The sequence below is a fragment of the Bacillus sp. FDAARGOS_1420 genome (genome assembly GCF_019344915.1).
In the GTDB taxonomy this organism is placed as follows: Bacteria; Bacillota; Bacilli; order Bacillales; family Bacillaceae_G; genus Bacillus_A; species Bacillus_A mycoides.
This window is the reverse complement of record NZ_JAHWJB010000002.1, coordinates 3,037,982-3,055,713: the sequence shown is the minus strand read 5'-3', so window position 1 is coordinate 3,055,713 and position 17,732 is coordinate 3,037,982. Positions and strand designations below refer to the sequence as shown.

Genomic DNA, 17,732 nt, shown 5'->3' with positions numbered 1-17,732 from the left:
TCTTTCATCTTTTTACTTCTTATTTCGACAAATTTTAGTTGAGTTTCTTGCCAAGAACCTTTATCCTAGATTGTGGAACGTTTTTTCTGTTATGACGGATAGAATGAGTATAGCTGTAAAACCTATTGGTAGGAAGATCAGAGAAAGGAGAGATTTCATGTCTCTACTCCAAGGAATTTTAACTCGACTTGTTAGTCTACAAGAACAAGCTGAAAGCGGTGAAGTAGCACAACGCTATTTTGAAGTGAACGGTGAGCGCAAATGTAGCGTGAAATTTTTCGATAAAAGTGAAATGTATGAGTTAGAAGTGTATCAACAAGGTGAAAAACCTCAAGTGTATCAATTCGATAACATCGATATGGTTGCAATTGAGATTTACGATATCATTTCTTGATACATATAAAAAAGGTACTGCCAAATGGCGGTACCTTTTTTAGTTATATTAATTAATGGGCTATATAGGTAGTAGAAGTTGTAATTTAAGTCGCGATTAAATAAAAGAGTTTTTACAAATGTATATGTATAGGAATTTTTTATTTTTCCTACAATGATAGTAAATATTAATAGGAGGTGCAAAGGATGGAACGCTTACCGATTGTTATTTGTCCTAATTGTCACAGTCATGCTGAAATTAATCACGTATTAACCGCCCAGTCTAATCAAAATGTAATTTATACATGTAGGTTTTGTAATTATGTAATTCGAAATATTGAAACGAATAAAGGGTAGTAAGTTATAATTTTTGTTTTTGTCCCATACAATGAGAATACGAAAAGTCTGTCTAATTGAAAGGACGTGACTATGTGGACGGTGAGTATACATTTTATAATGTTTCAGAGAGACATTTGAATTTTGATATGGTATTTAACCGTATTTGTAGTTTCATTGAAAAGGATCCGCGAAATTTATATCGATTATCTATTGGGACAGACTCACAAGCGCATCAAAAGGATACGAGGTTTATTACAGCGATACATATTCATCGTGTTGGAAAAGGAGCATGGGGATGTTTGCATCATAAATCAGTGAAAAATAAGCCAGCAACGTTGCGAGAGAAAATATATTTAGAAACACAGTTTAGTCAAGAAATCGCCTATCTATTTACTCCCAATCATATACAATCGATATGGGATTTATTGCACCCATACGCTCAAGATGGAGCAGGATTCATAATGGAAATTCATTTAGATATCGGGAATGATGGTTTAACAAAAGAATTTATTTTAGATATGACGATGAAAATTCAAGCAATGGGATTAACAGCAAAAATTAAACCAGATGCTTATGCGGCATTTAGTTACGCAAACAGATATACAAAATAATGTGAAATGATGTCTATATTCGCAGTCGTTAAGTATTTCTAACAAAAACTGAATATTACATCTGTTAAATAGACTGAAAAATTTATATAATGAGAGTGATGATGCGAGTGCAAGGAGAGGAGCATATGGAAAAGGAATTTGTTTTAACAAGAGAAGAAGAAAATTTATTGTTGGATATTCTGTTTCAGCAAAATTACGCGAGCGAAATTTTAGCGGTGGAGCTTACAGACATTGAGAATGGTTTAAAACAGACAGATGTGACGCAATATAAAAAAATCACAAGATTGTTTTACCGATTAAAAAATAAAGGGTATTAAGCACTACCGGAATGGTAGTCTTTTTTTTATGTTATATGCTAAAATAGTTATGTATTTTTATTTTTATTAGAAGAATGTCAGGACAAAATAATAATATGAAAACGCTATCATAAAATGTGAATAGGATCGGAGAATATTAGCAGGAAAAAGGGAAAATGGGGGATGTAACATGATTAGTATTCCGAAAGACGAGTTTCAACAAATTCTTGTGAAGGATTTAATGATTTCATCAGATAAAGTAGCACATGTGCAAATAGGGAATGGTCTAGAACATGCTTTACTCGTTCTTGTGAAATCTGGATATTCGGCGATTCCTGTTTTAGACCCTATGTATAAACTACATGGGTTAATTAGTACTGCTATGATTTTAGATGGTATTTTAGGATTAGAGCGCATTGAGTTTGAAAGACTTGAGAATATGAAAGTGGAACAAGTGATGAAGGAAGAGATTCCAGTTCTTATGTTAGAAGATTCTTTTGCAAAAGCTTTAGAAATGACAATTGATCATCCTTTTATTTGCGCTGTCAATGAAGAAGGTTACTTCGAGGGTATTTTAACACGGCGGGCTATTTTAAAATTGTTGAATAAAAAAGTGAGACAGCATAATCGATAACGTAGGGAAAGTGACTTCACAGAAAAGGCGAAGTCACTTTTTTTCGTGCATATCAGTTGTGTATGTATTATATTTAAAAAGACATAAAGCATAAGAAAAGTTTGAACTAACAAACCGTTCTAATGTATAAAAGTATGCAATTAAATTAAGGATGAAATGCTTATTAAAATTAGGTGTATGGAAGCTAAGGAAAGAGGGAGAAAGTTGCAAATTGATGATTTTCAAATGATGGTTGTGTTAGCTCAGGAATCAAATATGAGAAAAGCGGCGGAACGTTTATTTGTTTCCCAACCTGCGCTTAGTCAACGATTACAATCTATGGAGAAACAATGGGGAATGAAATTTTTTATTCGTTCACAAAAAGGCTTAACAATTACACCTGAAGGGGAAAAAGTTGCAAATTATGCAAAAGAAATGTTACAACGGGAAGAGGGTATTAAAAGTGAACTGGCTCTTTTTAGAACCGAAACATACGGTACGTTAAAAATAGCTGTTGCATCAGTCATTGGGCAATATTGGCTTCCACCTGTTTTGAAAAAATTTGTGCATAAGTATCCTTCTGTGAAGATATCTCTGTTTACTGGCTGGAGTAGTGAAGTGCAAAAGCAATTTTATGAAGGAGACGTTCATGTTGCTATACTGAGAGGATCACAAGAATACAAAGGGCAGAAACAACAATTATTTGAAGATGAATTATATTTAGTCGATAAAGAAATAAAAGATATTTCGATGTTAAAAGAGACAAATAGACCATTTATTCAATTTAAAAGTGATTCGACCTACTATGGACAAATACAAAATTGGTGGTATGGATTATTTTCAAATCCACCTAAGCGAACGATTGTAGTTGACCAAATTGAAACGTGCAAACAGCTTGTTTTAAATGGAATAGGTTATGCTCTTTTACCTTCGACTGTTTTAAAAGAAGTGCAGGAAAATATGTATAAAACACCTGTTCAATTAACGAGAGAAACATGGTTATTGACGAGTGACTCGGCAAGGCAGTTGAAGCAAGTACAAGCATTTTTAGAAATTATAGAAGAAATTCAAATGGAAAAATAAGATTATTGTCTTGCTACTGGCTCTATCGTTTGGTAGAGTAACATTATAAATGGATTTAGGAGGCAACAAGAATGAAAATGATGGACGCTAACGAAATTATTTCGTTTATTCAAAACAGTGAAAAGAAAACTCCTGTAAAGGTATACATAAAAGGGGATTTAAAAGAGGTAACATTCCCTGAAACAGTACAAGCATTTGTAAATAAAAAATCTGGTGTATTATTCGGAGAATGGTCTGAAATTAAGACAATTCTTGATGAAAATAACAAGCACATTGTTGACTATGTAGTTGAGAATGACCGTCGTAATTCTGCAATTCCAATGCTTGATTTAAAAGGTATTAAAGCTCGTATTGAGCCAGGCGCGATTATTCGTGACCATGTAGAAATTGGTGACAACGCTGTTATCATGATGAATGCAACAATTAACATCGGTGCTGTAATTGGTGAAGGTACTATGATCGACATGAATGCAGTGCTTGGTGGACGTGCAACAGTTGGTAAGAACTGTCACGTAGGTGCAGGTGCTGTACTTGCCGGTGTTATTGAGCCACCTTCTGCAAAACCAGTTATCGTTGAAGATGATGTTGTAATTGGTGCAAATGTAGTTGTTCTAGAAGGCGTTACAGTAGGTAAAGGTGCAGTTGTAGCAGCAGGAGCTGTTGTAACAGAAGATGTACCTCCATATACAGTTGTTGCGGGGACTCCGGCACGTGTAATTAAAGAAATTGATGAGAAGACAAAAGCAAAAACTGAAATTAAACAAGAGCTTCGTCAATTAAACCCAGAGAAATAAAAAATAAAAAGCGTAAGAGCATGAATGTGCTCTTACGCTTTTTATAGATAGAGGTGCAAAAATGACAGTAAGCAAATTTGTCCAAGTTCGTAGAGATTTACATAAAATTCCGGAGATCGGATTTAAAGAGTGGAAAACACAACAGTATATTTTAGATTATATAGGAACGCTTCCTAATGAATATTTGGAAGTGAAAACATGGAAAACAGGTGTAATTGTTAAAGTAAATGGAAAAAATCCAGAAAAAATAATAGGTTATCGTGCAGATATAGACGGCCTACCAATTACAGAGGAAACTGGATATGAATTCTCTTCTGTCCATGAAGGAATGATGCATGCATGTGGACATGATTTGCATGCAACAATCGGTTTAGGACTTCTAACAGCGGCTGTAAGCGAAAGAATAGATGATGATCTTGTGTTTATATTCCAACCAGCTGAAGAAGGTCCAGGTGGTGCACTTCCTATGTTAGAAAGCGATGAGTTAAAAGAATGGAAGCCGAATATGATTCTTGGACTTCATATTGCGCCTGAATACTCTGTGGGAACAATTGCGACAAAAGAAGGTTTATTATTTGCGAATACATCAGAGCTATACGTTGATTTAAAAGGAAAAGGTGGACATGCTGCATATCCGCATACAGCAAATGATATGATTGTTGCAGCGAGTCATCTCGTTACACAACTTCAATCAGTTATTAGTCGTAATGTGAACCCTCTTGACAGTGCGGTAATTACAATTGGGAAAATTACAGGTGGTACAGTTCAAAACATTATCGCAGAAAAGTCTCGTTTAGAAGGAACAATTCGAACGCTATCAGTGGAATCAATGAAACGTGTTAAAAGCCGAATTGAGGCAATTGTTGCGGGAATAGAAGCTTCTTTTCAATGTGAAGCTGTTATTGACTACGGAGCGATGTATCATCAAGTGTATAACCATGAGGAGCTAACGAGAGAGTTTATGCAATTTACACGTGAACAAACGACTATGGACGTAATTACGTGTACGGAGGCAATGACAGGTGAAGACTTTGGTTATATGCTTCGAGAGATACCTGGATTTATGTTTTGGCTTGGAGTAAATTCAGAATATGGTTTACATCATGCGAAATTAAAACCAGACGAAGAGGTTATTGAGAAAGCAATTGTATTTTTAAATCAATATGTGAAGTGGAAGGGAAATAGAAAGTGAACTTACTCGCTAATTGTGCAATAGTTTAGAGTGGGGACTTCTTAGTTCAGAGACGAAAACATCTTTCGTATTCGTTAGTGTTAGACATCTTCATACAAATGAGTAAAGTTAAATTTGACGTCTTAATAATGAGCAGGGGGTTTTTAGCCACTGCTCATTATTAATTATTGCTAATAGGGAAGATAATTATTTAACTACCCTATATATGTTTACTTTTAGTATGAAAAGTGTGTAAAATCAATGTGATACATAGAAAAAAGGGTGGGGAATTACGTGCAAATTAGCAGTGCGATTTTATGTTTCGTCTTATATGCATATGTTATTATTGCGGCGGTTTATTTTGGGATAAGTTTTTACGCCTATCGTTTAGCAAATAATAGTGAATATGAAGAAACATACAAATGGGTGAAAAGATATTTGTCACCTGTACTAGAAATTATGAATGGATTTGTTCTTTTTTTATTTATTGGATTAATTGCTTTCTCAACGAGTTTAGTAGGGAATAAGACTACGTTATTTGTACTAGGTATCATTATTTTTATGCTATTAGGAATTCGGATTGGTAATACGGTGTTTTGGAACGAAAGAAAAATAGATGGTTGGACAGGGATGTTTATTCCATGTATGTTAGCTGCAATTGTGACGAATATAGAACATGAATATTATCAATTACATTTTTGGCTTATCATTGTTTTAACAATCCTCTCTGTTTTGTATATAAGTACTGTCGTGCTAACATACATCGCGAATGAAAAAGGAGATGCAAAAGGTGCGCACTTCTTTAGAGGGCGTGCATTATTATGGAGTGTGCCGACGATGGCAGTTATAGGAATTATTGCGATATTAGTAAATGGATATCAATTTACTAATTGGCAATTGTTTTTAGAAACTTGGTGGATCTTCATTGTTTCGCTTGTAGCTTTTTTAGGCGCAACACATTATTTATTCCATCAACATCATTACATATTGGCACTGTTATTCGCATTTACACAACTTTTATTTGCTTTTTTCGGACAAGAAACGCTATTGTTCGTTTTTGAAACATTTAGTTCATTTGGAAATATATTTGTATTTGGTATGTTAATTTTCGGTATCGCGTTTTATTTACAACAGTATTTTTATATGCAAAAACAAAAATAAGAAGTATATACAGGTTTTTGTAGTGAATTTAAAGTATGTTACAATAAAAATACATAGTATTTGATGTTATTGGAGGAATTCCTGTGGGCGAAAAAGAGAAAGAATTTGCTGTTATTGGGCTTGGCCGTTTTGGTGGAAGTATTTGCCGTGAATTAGCTCAATTAGGTATGGAAGTAATGGCAATTGACTCAGATGAGGATAAAATTAATGAGTTTGCAAATATAGCTTCGCATGCTGTAATTGCAGATTCAACAGATGAGATGGTATTAAAAAGTCTTGGTATTCGTAATTTTGATCATGTAGTCGTTGCTATTGGAGATAATTTGAATTCAAGTATTTTAACAACGTTAATTTTGAAAGAATTAGGTGTGAAAAATATTACTGTAAAAGCTCAAAATGACTATCATGAAAAAGTGTTAAGTAAAATAGGGGCAGATCATATTGTGCATCCAGAACGAGATATGGGAAAAAGGATTGCTAATAATATCGCATCAAGTAATGTGTTAGATTACCTAGAGCTTTCAGATGAGCATAGTATTGTAGAGATTATCGCAAATAAAAAAATTGATGGGCACTCTTTAATTGAATTAGATATTCGTGCGAAGTTTGGTTTGAACATTGTAGCAATTAAACGTGGAAAAGAAGTTATCGTATCTCCTCGAGCTACAGAAAACGTTCAGGCGGGAGATATATTAATTGTAATTGGTCATGACGATGAAGTAGATCGTTTTAAGCATTTTTTAAGATAAGAGAAAAGGACAATGCCGAGGAGGCATTGTCCTTTTTCTTATATTTCCATAATGATTGGTAAAATCATTGGACGACGTTTCGTTTTTTCGTATAGGAATGGTGCTAATGTGTCTGTAATCTCATTTTTAATTTCAGACCATTGTGTTGTTTTTCGCTCCATTACTTTTTCTAAATGTGTTGTAATTAATGTTTGAGCATCGTTGATTAAATCGCTGCTTTCACGCATATAAACGAAACCACGCGAGATGATATCAGGTCCTGCTGCAACTTTAAATTCTTTCATATCAATGCTTACAACTACAATAACAAGTCCTTCTTCAGAAAGAATGCGACGATCACGTAATACGATATTACCGATATCTCCAATACCATTTCCATCGATATAGACAGAGCCAGATGGGATTTTCCCAGCTACACTTGCTTCATCAGAACGTAAAGCAAGAACATCTCCATTATCCATAATGAAACAATTTTCTTCTGGAATACCACAATCATTCGCTAATTTCATATGCATACGTTGCATACGATATTCACCATGAATTGGCATGAAATATTTCGGCTTAATAAGACGTAGCATTAACTTTTGTTCTTCTTGTCCACCGTGTCCACTCGTATGAATATTTGAGAGTTTACCATGGATTACATCAGCACCAGCGCGGTACAACATGTTAATTGTACGACTTACACTAATTGTATTGCCTGGGATTGGTGAAGAAGAGAAAACAACTGTATCGCCAGGGATAATTTGAATTTGACGATGTGTACCATTGGCAATACGTGAAAGTGCTGCCATCGGCTCCCCTTGACTACCTGTACATAACATAACAACTTTATTAGCTGGTAGGCGGTTTAGCTGAGCTGTGTCTATGAATGTATCCTTTGGACACCGGATATAACCAAGGTTTTGTCCGATTTCAATAGCCGCTTCCATACTTCGACCGAATACAGCTACTTTACGATTGTTTTCAACAGCAGCCTCAACAACTTGTTGTAAGCGATGGATATTCGATGCAAAGGTTGCGAATATAATACGACCGTCTACTTTGCGGAATATATCTTGAATACTATCACCAACGCGGCGCTCAGACATCGTAAAGTTTGGCACTTCACTGTTTGTACTATCAGATAAGAGACAAAGTACACCGTCTTTTCCGATTTCGGCCATTTTTGTTAAATCTGCTGGCTCACCTACTGGTGTGAAATCAAATTTGAAATCACCTGTATGAACGACTTGTCCTTGAGGTGTTTTCACAACAACTCCGTATGAATCCGGAATACTGTGAGTTGTACGGAAGAAGGAAACAGATGTCTTTTTAAATTTAATAACATCATCTTCTTGAATTTCATAAAGTTTTGCTTTACGAAGTAATCCGTGCTCTTCTAATTTGTTTTTTATTAGGGCAATTGCTAATTTTCCGCCGTAAATTGGAATGTTTACTTGACGTAATAGATAGGGAATTCCACCGATATGATCTTCGTGACCATGTGTAATGAATAACCCTTTAATTTTATCTTCGTTTCGCACAAAATAAGTGTAATCTGGTATTACATAATCGATCCCTAGGAGTTCGTCTTCTGGAAATTTAATTCCAGCATCAATTATAATAATTTCATCTTGAAATTGAACAGCATATGTATTTTTACCGATTTCACCAAGACCACCGAGGGCAAAAACGGCAGCTTGATCATTTTTTAGGAATTTCATATGACTATACGATCTCCGCTAATATTAAATCAGCGTTTTGTTTTTCATATTCAAGATGAGCACCAGTAACAGACTGAACGAACTCGATATTATATGCGAACTTATTTAATTTTTTACGAACATCCTTTTGAGACGTAGCCTCTAAATATAAAACTTTTGTATTTTCACGTACTGGGACCTCAGTTAATTTTTCTTGATAAAATACTTTAAAAATCATTGGGAAAACCTCTCCTTGTCTATGTTTTGCATTATCTGTTACTTATTATAAAGCAAACAGTCATGATTTTCATGTTTTTTCGAATGAGAATGAAGAAAAAGCCCGAAATGGGCACAATTTAAGCGATTGTCTTCTTACGGACTAAATCGTTTAAATAACGCTTGAGCTTTTTCTTCAGCTTCTTCAGCATGATTACTCCTTCCTTTCCTTATTTTAAACATGCATATTACTAATGATAACTCCGTCTCTCATACAAGAAAGAAGATTAGAAGTGAATAGTGAATCTTGTTCTTTTTAGTATAGTGTAAGTTATCTTGTAGTAACGATTAGTAGCCGTTAGTTATAGATATAGTATGAGGAAGAATAGAAAAGAAAATTCATCCGAACAAGTATCCACATTTTTTCACTAATAGTATATGCACATTTCATAAATAAGGTCAGAAAGTGAACGCTTTCTTCACAGATGTTTAATATGTTATACTTTTTTTTGAAATTTGAAAAGTGATAATCAAAATAGGAATATAGAGTGCCAGAAAGGATTTTGACAAATGAATGATAAAATTGTCTTTTTTGATATTGATGGAACATTATTAGATCATGATAAGAAAATTCCGCAATCTACAAGAGATGCAGTAAGAGATTTACAAGAAAAAGGTGTGCATGTAGCGATTGCGACAGGGCGTGCGCCATTTATGTTTGAAGATATTCGTGAGGAACTCAATATACATAATTATGTTAGTTTTAACGGGCAGTATGTTGTATTTGAGGATGAGGTATTATTTAATAATCCATTACATCCGGATGCTCTACATAAGTTTACTCAGTTTGCAAAACAAGAAGGATATCCACTTGTATATCTTGACCATCAAGAAATGAGAGCGTCAGTGGAATATCATGATTATGTAAAAGAAGGTTTTGGAAGCTTACAATTCGAGCATCCGGCATATGAACCTGATTTTTATGAGAAACGCGATATTTATCAAACGCTTCTTTTTTGTGAAGTAAACGAAGAAGAAAAGTTTATTCATCATTATCCAGATTTTCATTTTATACGCTGGCATGCATATTCAATGGATATTATTCCTAATGGTGGTTCTAAGGCAAAAGGGATTGAGAAGTTTATTGAGAAAATAGGATTTAATCGTGAACAAGTATATGCATTTGGGGACGGATTAAATGATTTAGAAATGATTGAAGCAGTAGGAACGGGCATTGTGATGGGGAATGGTCATGAGGATTTGAAAAAACTTGCTAATTATGTGACAAAAGATGTTAATGAAGACGGTATTTATCACGGATTAAAGTGGGCTGGCTTGTTATAAGTAAGTGTGGAACCCATTTCATATAATAAAAAGGCGGAAGGTTAACTTCCGCCTTTTTACTATTATCGCTCGAGAGGTTTTGAATCATCGGGAGCCACAAATGGATTGTCTTTATTAATATGGTCATAGAACATAACACCGTTTAAATGGTCGATTTCATGTTGGAATACAATTGCTGGTAAACCTTTTAATCGCAGTTTTACGTCTTCACCGTTAATCGTTGTTGCCTTTACTGTAATTCTTGTGTAACGAGGGACATAACCAGGTACTTCACGGTCTACAGATAGACAGCCTTCACCATTTTGTAAATATGTACGTTCAACAGAATGACTAATGATTTTTGGGTTAAATAATGCGTAGCTATATAACGTATCGTTCGTATCAGTTACATGAACCGCAATCATTTTCTTTGAAATACCGATTTGCGGAGCCGCTAATCCGATTCCGGGGCGTAAATTATATTTTTCAGCCATTTCAGGGTCCTGGCTATTTATTACAAATTCAATCATTTCTTTAAGAGTATTTGTATCTTCCTCGCTAGCAGGTAAGGAGACCTCTTCTGCGACGTCGCGCAAAATAGGATTTCCTTCACGAATTACCTCATTCATTGTAAGCATATGTAATCTCTCCTTTCTCCTTTAGTCTACCAAAGGAGATAAAAAAAGTCATCGGCAAGTAAGGAAGAGCTACTTGGAAACAAATCTTCTACAGATAAGTTATGTAATAAAAAGAAAAGACGGCAAAGCCGTCTGTTTCTTTCCATAGTTGTTTCATTTTACATTAATTAGCGAATGCAAGCAGCGCCAACGATAATTAAAAGGATAAACAACACAACGATTAAGGCGAAGCCGCTTCCAGATCCGCCACAAGAACCGCCATAACCGTAGGAAGGATATGAACAAGTTGTTGGATAGCAATATGAGTATCCGTACATGAGATGACCTCCTTTATCATTTCCCGCTAATACTGCGGTTACTATAATGTATGGAGGAATGATCAGAAATGTATAGGTATTTACCTATAAAAGGAAGAAGTGTTTGTATAATTTTCTTGAGAAGAGAGAAAAACTAAGGAGAATTAAATCGTTTACATATTATTTTAAGAGAAAAAATAAGTTAAAAAGGGAATAATATAACAGCAGGTTATTGCTTACTAATACAGATGTGAAAAATAAAAACACGTTTGTGTAGAGGAAACCGGCATATTATTTATAAAAAAACGTATTCAAAGTAATTGACATCGTAATTAGAATAGTTGTAAACTAAAAAACGTGATCAAGATTGTATTAATATGTTTTTGAAAAAACATTAGTACAGATTGTTAGGTACACAAAATTATTCTCAACCGACAAACAAATTTGTTGGTTTACATTGTTGCGCTTTCAGTCTAGCTAATAGATAGTGAAAGCGTTTCAGAATATGGTTCAAGAGAGGAAGAGGTGAACGGAATGGGTACTAAAACAAAAAAGACCCTATTTAATGTTGATGAGCAAATGAAAGCTATCGCAGCTCAATTTGAAACATTACAAATTTTAAATGAAAAAGGCGAAGTTGTGAATGAAGCAGCTATGCCTGAATTATCTGATGATCAATTAAAAGAATTAATGCGCCGTATGGTGTATACTCGCGTACTAGATCAACGTTCTATTTCTTTAAACCGTCAAGGACGTTTAGGTTTCTACGCACCAACTGCTGGACAAGAGGCTTCTCAATTAGCAAGTCATTTCGCACTTGAAGCAGAAGATTTCATCTTACCAGGATATCGTGACGTTCCACAATTAGTGTGGCACGGTCTACCATTATACCAAGCATTCTTATTCTCTCGTGGACATTTCATGGGTAACCAAATGCCTGAGAATGTAAATGCACTTGCTCCACAAATCATTATCGGTGCGCAAATCATCCAAACTGCTGGTGTTGCGTTAGGTATGAAATTACGTGGTAAAAAATCTGTTGCAATTACTTACACTGGTGACGGTGGTGCTTCACAAGGTGACTTCTACGAAGGTATGAACTTTGCGGGTGCATTCAAAGCTCCAGCAATCTTCGTTGTACAAAACAACCGTTATGCAATCTCTACTCCAGTAGAAAAGCAATCTGCAGCTAAAACTGTAGCACAAAAAGCAGTAGCAGCAGGTATTTACGGAATTCAAGTAGACGGTATGGATCCATTAGCTGTATACGCAGCAACTGCTTTCGCTCGTGAGCGCGCAGTAAATGGCGAAGGTCCTACTTTAATCGAGACTTTAACATTCCGTTATGGTCCACATACAATGGCTGGTGATGACCCAACTCGTTACCGTACAAAAGATATCGAAAACGAATGGGAACAAAAAGATCCAATCGTACGCTTCCGTGCATTCTTAGAAAACAAAGGCCTATGGTCTCAAGAAGTTGAAGAGAAAGTTATCGAAGAAGCAAAAGAAGATATCAAACAAGCAATTGCTAAGGCTGACCAAGCTCCAAAACAAAAAGTTACTGATTTAATGGAAATCATGTACGAAAAAATGCCTTACAACTTAGCTGAACAATATGAAATTTACAAAGAAAAGGAGTCGAAGTAAGCCATGGCTCAAATGACAATGATTCAAGCAATCACTGATGCTTTACGCGTTGAAATGAAAAATGATCCTAACGTACTTGTGTTTGGTGAAGACGTTGGTGTAAACGGCGGAGTATTCCGTGCTACTGAAGGTTTACAAGCTGAATTCGGTGAAGATCGTGTAATGGATACTCCACTTGCAGAGTCTGGTATTGGTGGACTTGCAGTTGGACTTGCACTTGAAGGCTTCCGTCCAGTTCCAGAAATCCAATTCTTCGGTTTCATTTATGAAGTAATGGATTCAGTTTCTGGTCAATTAGCTCGTATGCGTTACCGTTCTGGTGGACGTTGGACTGCTCCAGTAACAATTCGTTCTCCATTCGGTGGTGGTGTTCATACTCCTGAACTACATGCTGATAGCTTAGAAGGATTAGTGGCACAACAACCTGGTCTAAAAGTTGTTATTCCATCTACTCCATACGATGCAAAAGGTCTTTTAATCTCTGCGATTCGTGACAACGATCCAGTTATCTACTTAGAGCATATGAAATTGTACCGTTCATTCCGTCAAGATGTACCAGAAGGTGATTACACAATTGATTTAGGCAAAGCTGACATCAAACGTGAAGGTACAGATGTATCTGTTATCGCTTATGGTGCTATGGTTCATGCTGCATTAAAAGCTGCTGAAGAACTTGAAAAAGAAGGTATCTCTTTAGAGGTTGTTGACTTACGTACAGTTCAACCATTAGATATCGAAACAATCATCGCTTCTGTTGAAAAAACAGGCCGCGTAGTTGTAGTTCAAGAAGCTCAAAAACAAGCTGGTATTGCAGCTAACGTTGTAGCGGAAATTAACGACCGTGCAATCTTAAACTTAGAAGCTCCAGTTGTACGTGTTGCAGCTGCTGATACAGTATTCCCATTCTCTCAAGCTGAGAGCGTATGGTTACCAAACCATAAAGATATTGTTGAAGCTGTTAACAAAGTAATGAACTTCTAATTTTTAGTTTTTCATGTGCAAAAGAAATCAGCACATGCTGGTTTCTTTTGTACATATTCCATAATAATGAAATGAATCAGGGGGCTGAATTCCGTGGCATTTGAATTTAAACTACCAGATATCGGTGAAGGTATCCACGAAGGTGAAATCGTAAAATGGTTTATTAAACCAGGCGATGAAGTAAATGAAGACGATGTACTTCTTGAAGTACAAAATGATAAAGCAGTAGTAGAAATCCCTTCTCCTGTTAAAGGTAAAGTACTTGAAGTACTTGTAGAAGAAGGAACAGTTGCAATTGTAGGAGATACATTAATTAAATTTGATGCTCCTGGATACGAAAACCTTAAATTTAAAGGTGACGATCATGATGAAGCTCCAAAAGCTGAAGAAGCAGCAGTAGAAGCTCCAGCAGCGGAAACTACTCCAGCAGCAACTGCAGAAGTAGTAAATGAGCGTGTAATCGCTATGCCATCTGTTCGTAAATATGCTCGTGAAAAAGGTGTAGATATTCATAAAGTAGCTGGTTCTGGTAAGAACGGCCGTGTTGTGAAAACTGACATCGAGGCATTTGCAAATGGTGGACAAACTGTAGCAGCAACTGAGGCTCCAGCAGCAGTAGAAGCTACTCCAGCAGCAGCGAAAGAAGAAGCACCAAAAGCACAACCAATCCCAGCTGGTGAATATCCAGAAACTCGTGAGAAAATGAGTGGTATCCGTAAAGCGATTGCAAAAGCAATGGTTAACTCTAAGCATACAGCTCCTCACGTAACATTAATGGATGAAGTAGATGTAACAGAACTTGTTGCTCACCGTAAGAAGTTCAAAGCTGTTGCAGCTGACAAAGGTATTAAATTAACTTACCTTCCATACGTTGTAAAAGCTTTAACATCTGCATTACGTGAATTCCCAATGTTGAATACTGCTTTAGACGATGCTTCTCAAGAAATCGTTCATAAACATTACTTCAACATCGGTATCGCAGCTGATACAGACAAAGGTCTATTAGTACCAGTTGTTAAAGATACAGATCGTAAATCTATCTTTACTATCTCTAACGAGATCAATGAACTTGCTGGTAAAGCACGTGATGGTCGTTTAGCTCCAACTGAAATGAAAGGTGCTTCTTGCACAATTACAAACATTGGTTCTGCAGGTGGACAATGGTTCACTCCAGTTATCAATCACCCAGAAGTAGCAATCCTTGGTATCGGCCGTATCGCTGAGAAACCAGTTGTGAAAAACGGTGAAATCGTTGCAGCTCCAGTATTAGCATTATCTCTAAGCTTTGACCATCGTTTAATTGACGGCGCAACTGCTCAAAAAGCATTAAACCAAATTAAACGTCTATTGAATGACCCACAATTATTAGTAATGGAGGCGTAATAACAATGGTAGTAGGAGATTTCCCAATTGAATTAGATACAGTCGTTGTTGGTGCAGGTCCTGGTGGATACGTTGCGGCAATTCGTGCAGCACAATTAGGTCAAAAGGTAGCGATTATTGAAAAATCTAACCTTGGTGGCGTATGCTTAAACGTTGGATGTATTCCTTCAAAAGCGTTAATCAATGCAGGTCATCGTTATGAGAATGCAATGCATTCTGATGATATGGGTATCACTGCAGAGAACGTAAAAGTTGACTTTACAAAAGTTCAAGAATGGAAAAACGGCGTAGTTAAGAAATTAACTGGCGGTGTTGAAGGCCTTCTTAAAGGTAACAAAGTTGAAATCATTCGCGGTGAAGCTTACTTCGTAGATGCTAACACATTACGCGTAATGACTGAAGATGCAGCACAAACTTATACGTTTAAAAATGCTGTTCTTGCAACTGGTTCTACACCAATCGAAATTCCAGGATTCAAATACTCTAAACGTGTTATCAACTCTACAGGCGCTTTAAGCTTACCTGAAATTCCTAAAAAACTTGTTGTAATCGGCGGCGGTTACATCGGTATGGAATTAGGTACTGCATATGCTAACTTCGGTACAGAAGTTACTGTAGTAGAAGCTGGCGACGAAATCTTAGCTGGTTTCGAAAAAGCTATGAGCTCTGTTGTTAAACGTGCTCTACAGAAAAAAGGTAACGTAAATATCCATACAAAAGCTATGGCTAAAGGCGTTGAAGAAACAGAAACTGGCGTAAAAGTTAGCTTTGAAGTTAACGGTGAAATCCAAACTGTAGAAGCAGATTACGTATTAGTAACTGTAGGTCGTCGTCCAAACACTCAAGAAATCGGTCTTGAGCAAGTTGGAATTAAAATGACTGACCGTGGCATTATCGAAATTGATGAGCAATGCCGTACAAATATTTCAAACATCTATGCAATCGGTGATATCGTTCCTGGACCACCATTAGCTCACAAAGCTTCTTACGAAGGTAAAGTAGCTGTTGAAGTAATTAGTGGCCATGCATCAGCAATCGATTACATCGGAATTCCTGCAGTATGCTTCACTGATCCAGAATTAGCATCTGTTGGTTACACTAAGAAACAAGCTGAAGAAGCAGGAATGACAGTAGCTGTATCTAAGTTCCCATTCGCTGCAAACGGTCGTGCGTTATCATTAAACAGCACTGACGGTTTCTTACAACTTGTAACGCGTAAAGAAGATGGTCTTCTTGTAGGTGCACAAGTTGCAGGTGCAGGTGCTTCTGATATTATCTCTGAGATTGGTTTAGCTATCGAAGCTGGAATGACAGCTGAAGATATCGCTCAAACAATCCATGCTCACCCAACATTAGGTGAGATCACAATGGAAGCAGCTGAAGTTGCTCTTGGAATGCCAATTCACATTGTAAAATAATTTAAGTAATGTAAATACCCCATCTCTTATTTAAAGAGATGGGGTATTTTTATTTTCATGAAATGACTTGCAAGGTCTTTATATGTACTTGTCGAATGAATATATAATACTTTAAATGAACCGTTAGCATATATGCCGTTATATAATATGTAATTGGTTCAAACTTAATCCCATATATTAATAAAATAGAGCATGTCAAAGGAGAAGGTTCCATGAGAATATTACATGTTATATTTTATCATTTTCTATTATGGAGTGGTTTTTCCATTGTATTAACATTATCGAATGGTGATAAGTTTCATTATAAAGTAATTCTCTTTTTCGTATTTCTTTATTTGGCATATGTGATTGCATGTTTTGTATTACACGTAAGAAAGCAGGCGTTATTCCTTACGTGTTCAAATTGCATACTTTTTTTAATCATATTCTCTATTTTTTAAATTAACGTTTATAGAAATACATTGTTCTTCCATTAAATAGTTGTAACTCTCCTTCTAATTTCTTCGCTAGAAAACGGCTAAATTCATTTGCTTTTCCTTTATCACCAAATGTTGCTGTAGTAGGCAAAGAAACCTGAATAAAAGATTGTTCCTTTTCTATTCCAATCCCAACATAAATAGAATCATATCGATCGTGACTCGATTGGAGTTTTAATGTTGTTGCTGATGTATCTAATATTTCATAAGGAAAAGCTGTATTTGTATAAGCATAATTAATTTGATCACCAGTCTTGGAAGTAACGGTTTTATAGTTATGAAAAAGGTGTTTAACATCTTCTATTGAAACAGATTGTTGATTGGATTTAGGTACAAGTGTGATAAAGGCGTGTTGCATACAAATTCCCCCTTAGCTTAGTAGAATAATATCATTCTACATCCTACTGAATTTTTTGACAATTAAAAGGAGTATTACTTTTTTTGTTTAATATATTAATGAGTAGGAAGTGTTATTTA

At 35.8% G+C, this 17,732-nt stretch carries 21 protein-coding genes; 16 read left to right on the top strand and 5 right to left on the bottom strand.

Going from position 1 to position 17,732, the window contains the following annotated elements; all coding sequences use genetic code 11:
- The first annotated feature begins 157 nt into the window (after window positions 1–157).
- The 10 genes from I6L50_RS25765 to I6L50_RS25720 all read left to right on the top strand — a co-directional run bounded on the left by I6L50_RS25765 (window position 158) and on the right by I6L50_RS25720 (window position 7,189).
- Window positions 158–394 (top strand): YkuJ family protein, encoded by a 237-nt coding sequence (locus I6L50_RS25765; protein ID WP_000055151.1) that lies wholly within the window; start codon window positions 158–160, stop codon window positions 392–394.
- A gap of 185 nt (window positions 395–579) precedes the next feature.
- Window positions 580–729: a hypothetical protein gene (locus I6L50_RS25760; protein WP_002033828.1), complete on the top strand. Its 150-nt coding sequence runs from the start codon at window positions 580–582 to the stop codon at window positions 727–729.
- Between the two features lie 74 nt (window positions 730–803).
- Window positions 804–1,322: a ribonuclease H-like YkuK family protein gene (locus I6L50_RS25755; RefSeq protein ID WP_113937177.1), complete on the top strand. Its 519-nt coding sequence runs from the start codon at window positions 804–806 to the stop codon at window positions 1,320–1,322.
- A 125-nt stretch (window positions 1,323–1,447) separates the two neighbouring features.
- A complete protein-coding gene (gene abbA, locus I6L50_RS25750) occupies window positions 1,448–1,639 on the top strand; it encodes an antirepressor AbbA (RefSeq protein WP_002145987.1) in 192 nt (63 codons plus the stop codon).
- 169 nt (window positions 1,640–1,808) lie between these two features.
- Complete coding sequence (gene cbpB, locus I6L50_RS25745; protein ID WP_002066926.1) at window positions 1,809–2,252, top strand: cyclic-di-AMP-binding protein CbpB; 444 nt, start codon at window positions 1,809–1,811, stop codon at window positions 2,250–2,252.
- 177 nt (window positions 2,253–2,429) lie between these two features.
- Entirely contained in the window at window positions 2,430–3,314 is an 885-nt protein-coding gene (locus I6L50_RS25740; RefSeq protein WP_002014840.1) for a transcriptional regulator CcpC, read from the top strand.
- 71 nt (window positions 3,315–3,385) lie between these two features.
- On the top strand, window positions 3,386–4,108 hold the full coding sequence (dapD, locus tag I6L50_RS25735; protein WP_002014841.1) for a 2,3,4,5-tetrahydropyridine-2,6-dicarboxylate N-acetyltransferase: 723 nt from the start codon (window positions 3,386–3,388) through the stop codon (window positions 4,106–4,108).
- Between the two features lie 61 nt (window positions 4,109–4,169).
- A complete protein-coding gene (locus I6L50_RS25730) occupies window positions 4,170–5,300 on the top strand; it encodes an N-acetyldiaminopimelate deacetylase (protein ID WP_002033831.1) in 1,131 nt (376 codons plus the stop codon).
- Between the two features lie 273 nt (window positions 5,301–5,573).
- The gene (locus I6L50_RS25725; protein WP_002014843.1) at window positions 5,574–6,440 is read left to right on the top strand and encodes a hypothetical protein; all 867 of its coding nucleotides are present in this window, start codon (window positions 5,574–5,576) and stop codon (window positions 6,438–6,440) included.
- 83 nt (window positions 6,441–6,523) lie between these two features.
- Window positions 6,524–7,189, top strand: a complete 666-nt coding sequence (locus tag I6L50_RS25720) for a potassium channel family protein (protein WP_000504033.1) — start codon at window positions 6,524–6,526, stop codon at window positions 7,187–7,189.
- A 38-nt stretch (window positions 7,190–7,227) separates the two neighbouring features.
- Here I6L50_RS25720 and rnjA read toward each other — a convergent pair whose 3' ends face one another.
- Together rnjA and I6L50_RS25710 are read right to left on the bottom strand one after the other, a co-directional pair.
- Complete coding sequence (gene rnjA, locus I6L50_RS25715; RefSeq protein WP_002033834.1) at window positions 7,228–8,895, bottom strand: ribonuclease J1; 1,668 nt, start codon at window positions 8,893–8,895, stop codon at window positions 7,228–7,230.
- Between the two features lie 4 nt (window positions 8,896–8,899).
- Window positions 8,900–9,112 (bottom strand): DNA-dependent RNA polymerase subunit epsilon, encoded by a 213-nt coding sequence (locus tag I6L50_RS25710; RefSeq protein WP_000576436.1) that lies wholly within the window; start codon window positions 9,110–9,112, stop codon window positions 8,900–8,902.
- A 548-nt stretch (window positions 9,113–9,660) separates the two neighbouring features.
- On the opposite strand from I6L50_RS25710, the gene I6L50_RS25705 reads away from it, so the two are divergent.
- Window positions 9,661–10,434: a Cof-type HAD-IIB family hydrolase gene (locus I6L50_RS25705; RefSeq protein WP_002014845.1), complete on the top strand. Its 774-nt coding sequence runs from the start codon at window positions 9,661–9,663 to the stop codon at window positions 10,432–10,434.
- 62 nt (window positions 10,435–10,496) lie between these two features.
- On the opposite strand, the gene def is transcribed toward I6L50_RS25705, so the two are convergent.
- Together def and I6L50_RS25695 are read right to left on the bottom strand one after the other, a co-directional pair.
- The gene (def, locus tag I6L50_RS25700; protein WP_002014846.1) at window positions 10,497–11,051 is read right to left on the bottom strand and encodes a peptide deformylase; all 555 of its coding nucleotides are present in this window, start codon (window positions 11,049–11,051) and stop codon (window positions 10,497–10,499) included.
- Between the two features lie 167 nt (window positions 11,052–11,218).
- A complete protein-coding gene (locus tag I6L50_RS25695; protein WP_002014847.1) occupies window positions 11,219–11,368 on the bottom strand; it encodes a YjcZ family sporulation protein in 150 nt (49 codons plus the stop codon).
- Window positions 11,369–11,881: 513 nt separating this feature from the next.
- Here I6L50_RS25695 and pdhA point away from each other — a divergent pair.
- The 5 genes from pdhA to I6L50_RS25670 all read left to right on the top strand — a co-directional run bounded on the left by pdhA (window position 11,882) and on the right by I6L50_RS25670 (window position 17,219).
- Entirely contained in the window at window positions 11,882–12,997 is a 1,116-nt protein-coding gene (pdhA, locus tag I6L50_RS25690) for a pyruvate dehydrogenase E1 component subunit alpha (RefSeq protein WP_000536893.1), read from the top strand.
- 3 nt (window positions 12,998–13,000) lie between these two features.
- Entirely contained in the window at window positions 13,001–13,978 is a 978-nt protein-coding gene (pdhB, locus tag I6L50_RS25685; protein WP_000068162.1) for a pyruvate dehydrogenase complex E1 component subunit beta, read from the top strand.
- Between the two features lie 93 nt (window positions 13,979–14,071).
- Window positions 14,072–15,361, top strand: a complete 1,290-nt coding sequence (gene pdhC / locus I6L50_RS25680) for a pyruvate dehydrogenase complex dihydrolipoyllysine-residue acetyltransferase (protein WP_113937181.1) — start codon at window positions 14,072–14,074, stop codon at window positions 15,359–15,361.
- A gap of 5 nt (window positions 15,362–15,366) precedes the next feature.
- Window positions 15,367–16,779, top strand: a complete 1,413-nt coding sequence (lpdA, locus tag I6L50_RS25675; RefSeq protein ID WP_002014851.1) for a dihydrolipoyl dehydrogenase — start codon at window positions 15,367–15,369, stop codon at window positions 16,777–16,779.
- 212 nt (window positions 16,780–16,991) lie between these two features.
- Window positions 16,992–17,219 carry a hypothetical protein gene (locus I6L50_RS25670; protein WP_002088334.1) on the top strand — a complete coding sequence of 76 codons (228 nt, stop codon included), beginning with the start codon at window positions 16,992–16,994 and terminating at the stop codon, window positions 17,217–17,219.
- A gap of 1 nt (window position 17,220) precedes the next feature.
- Here I6L50_RS25670 and I6L50_RS25665 read toward each other — a convergent pair whose 3' ends face one another.
- Entirely contained in the window at window positions 17,221–17,613 is a 393-nt protein-coding gene (locus tag I6L50_RS25665) for a DUF1885 family protein (protein WP_002014853.1), read from the bottom strand.
- Window positions 17,614–17,732: the final 119 nt, after the last annotated feature.

What these genes read in the sequence shown, in the direction of transcription:
- I6L50_RS25765 (WP_000055151.1), top strand. Translation starts at nt 158, where the DNA reads ATGTCTCTACTCCAAGGAATTTTAACTCGACTTGTTAGTCTACAAGAA.
- I6L50_RS25760 (WP_002033828.1), top strand. Translation starts at nt 580, where the DNA reads ATGGAACGCTTACCGATTGTTATTTGTCCTAATTGTCACAGTCATGCT.
- abbA (WP_002145987.1), top strand. Translation starts at nt 1,448, where the DNA reads ATGGAAAAGGAATTTGTTTTAACAAGAGAAGAAGAAAATTTATTGTTG.
- cbpB (WP_002066926.1), top strand. Translation starts at nt 1,809, where the DNA reads ATGATTAGTATTCCGAAAGACGAGTTTCAACAAATTCTTGTGAAGGAT.
- I6L50_RS25740 (WP_002014840.1), top strand. Translation starts at nt 2,430, where the DNA reads ATGGAAGCTAAGGAAAGAGGGAGAAAGTTGCAAATTGATGATTTTCAA.
- dapD (WP_002014841.1), top strand. Translation starts at nt 3,386, where the DNA reads ATGAAAATGATGGACGCTAACGAAATTATTTCGTTTATTCAAAACAGT.
- I6L50_RS25730 (WP_002033831.1), top strand. Translation starts at nt 4,170, where the DNA reads ATGACAGTAAGCAAATTTGTCCAAGTTCGTAGAGATTTACATAAAATT.
- rnjA (WP_002033834.1), bottom strand. Translation starts at nt 8,895, where the DNA reads ATGAAATTCCTAAAAAATGATCAAGCTGCCGTTTTTGCCCTCGGTGGT.
- I6L50_RS25710 (WP_000576436.1), bottom strand. Translation starts at nt 9,112, where the DNA reads ATGATTTTTAAAGTATTTTATCAAGAAAAATTAACTGAGGTCCCAGTA.
- I6L50_RS25705 (WP_002014845.1), top strand. Translation starts at nt 9,661, where the DNA reads ATGAATGATAAAATTGTCTTTTTTGATATTGATGGAACATTATTAGAT.
- def (WP_002014846.1), bottom strand. Translation starts at nt 11,051, where the DNA reads ATGCTTACAATGAATGAGGTAATTCGTGAAGGAAATCCTATTTTGCGC.
- I6L50_RS25695 (WP_002014847.1), bottom strand. Translation starts at nt 11,368, where the DNA reads ATGTACGGATACTCATATTGCTATCCAACAACTTGTTCATATCCTTCC.
- pdhA (WP_000536893.1), top strand. Translation starts at nt 11,882, where the DNA reads ATGGGTACTAAAACAAAAAAGACCCTATTTAATGTTGATGAGCAAATG.
- pdhB (WP_000068162.1), top strand. Translation starts at nt 13,001, where the DNA reads ATGGCTCAAATGACAATGATTCAAGCAATCACTGATGCTTTACGCGTT.
- lpdA (WP_002014851.1), top strand. Translation starts at nt 15,367, where the DNA reads ATGGTAGTAGGAGATTTCCCAATTGAATTAGATACAGTCGTTGTTGGT.
- I6L50_RS25670 (WP_002088334.1), top strand. Translation starts at nt 16,992, where the DNA reads ATGAGAATATTACATGTTATATTTTATCATTTTCTATTATGGAGTGGT.
- I6L50_RS25665 (WP_002014853.1), bottom strand. Translation starts at nt 17,613, where the DNA reads ATGCAACACGCCTTTATCACACTTGTACCTAAATCCAATCAACAATCT.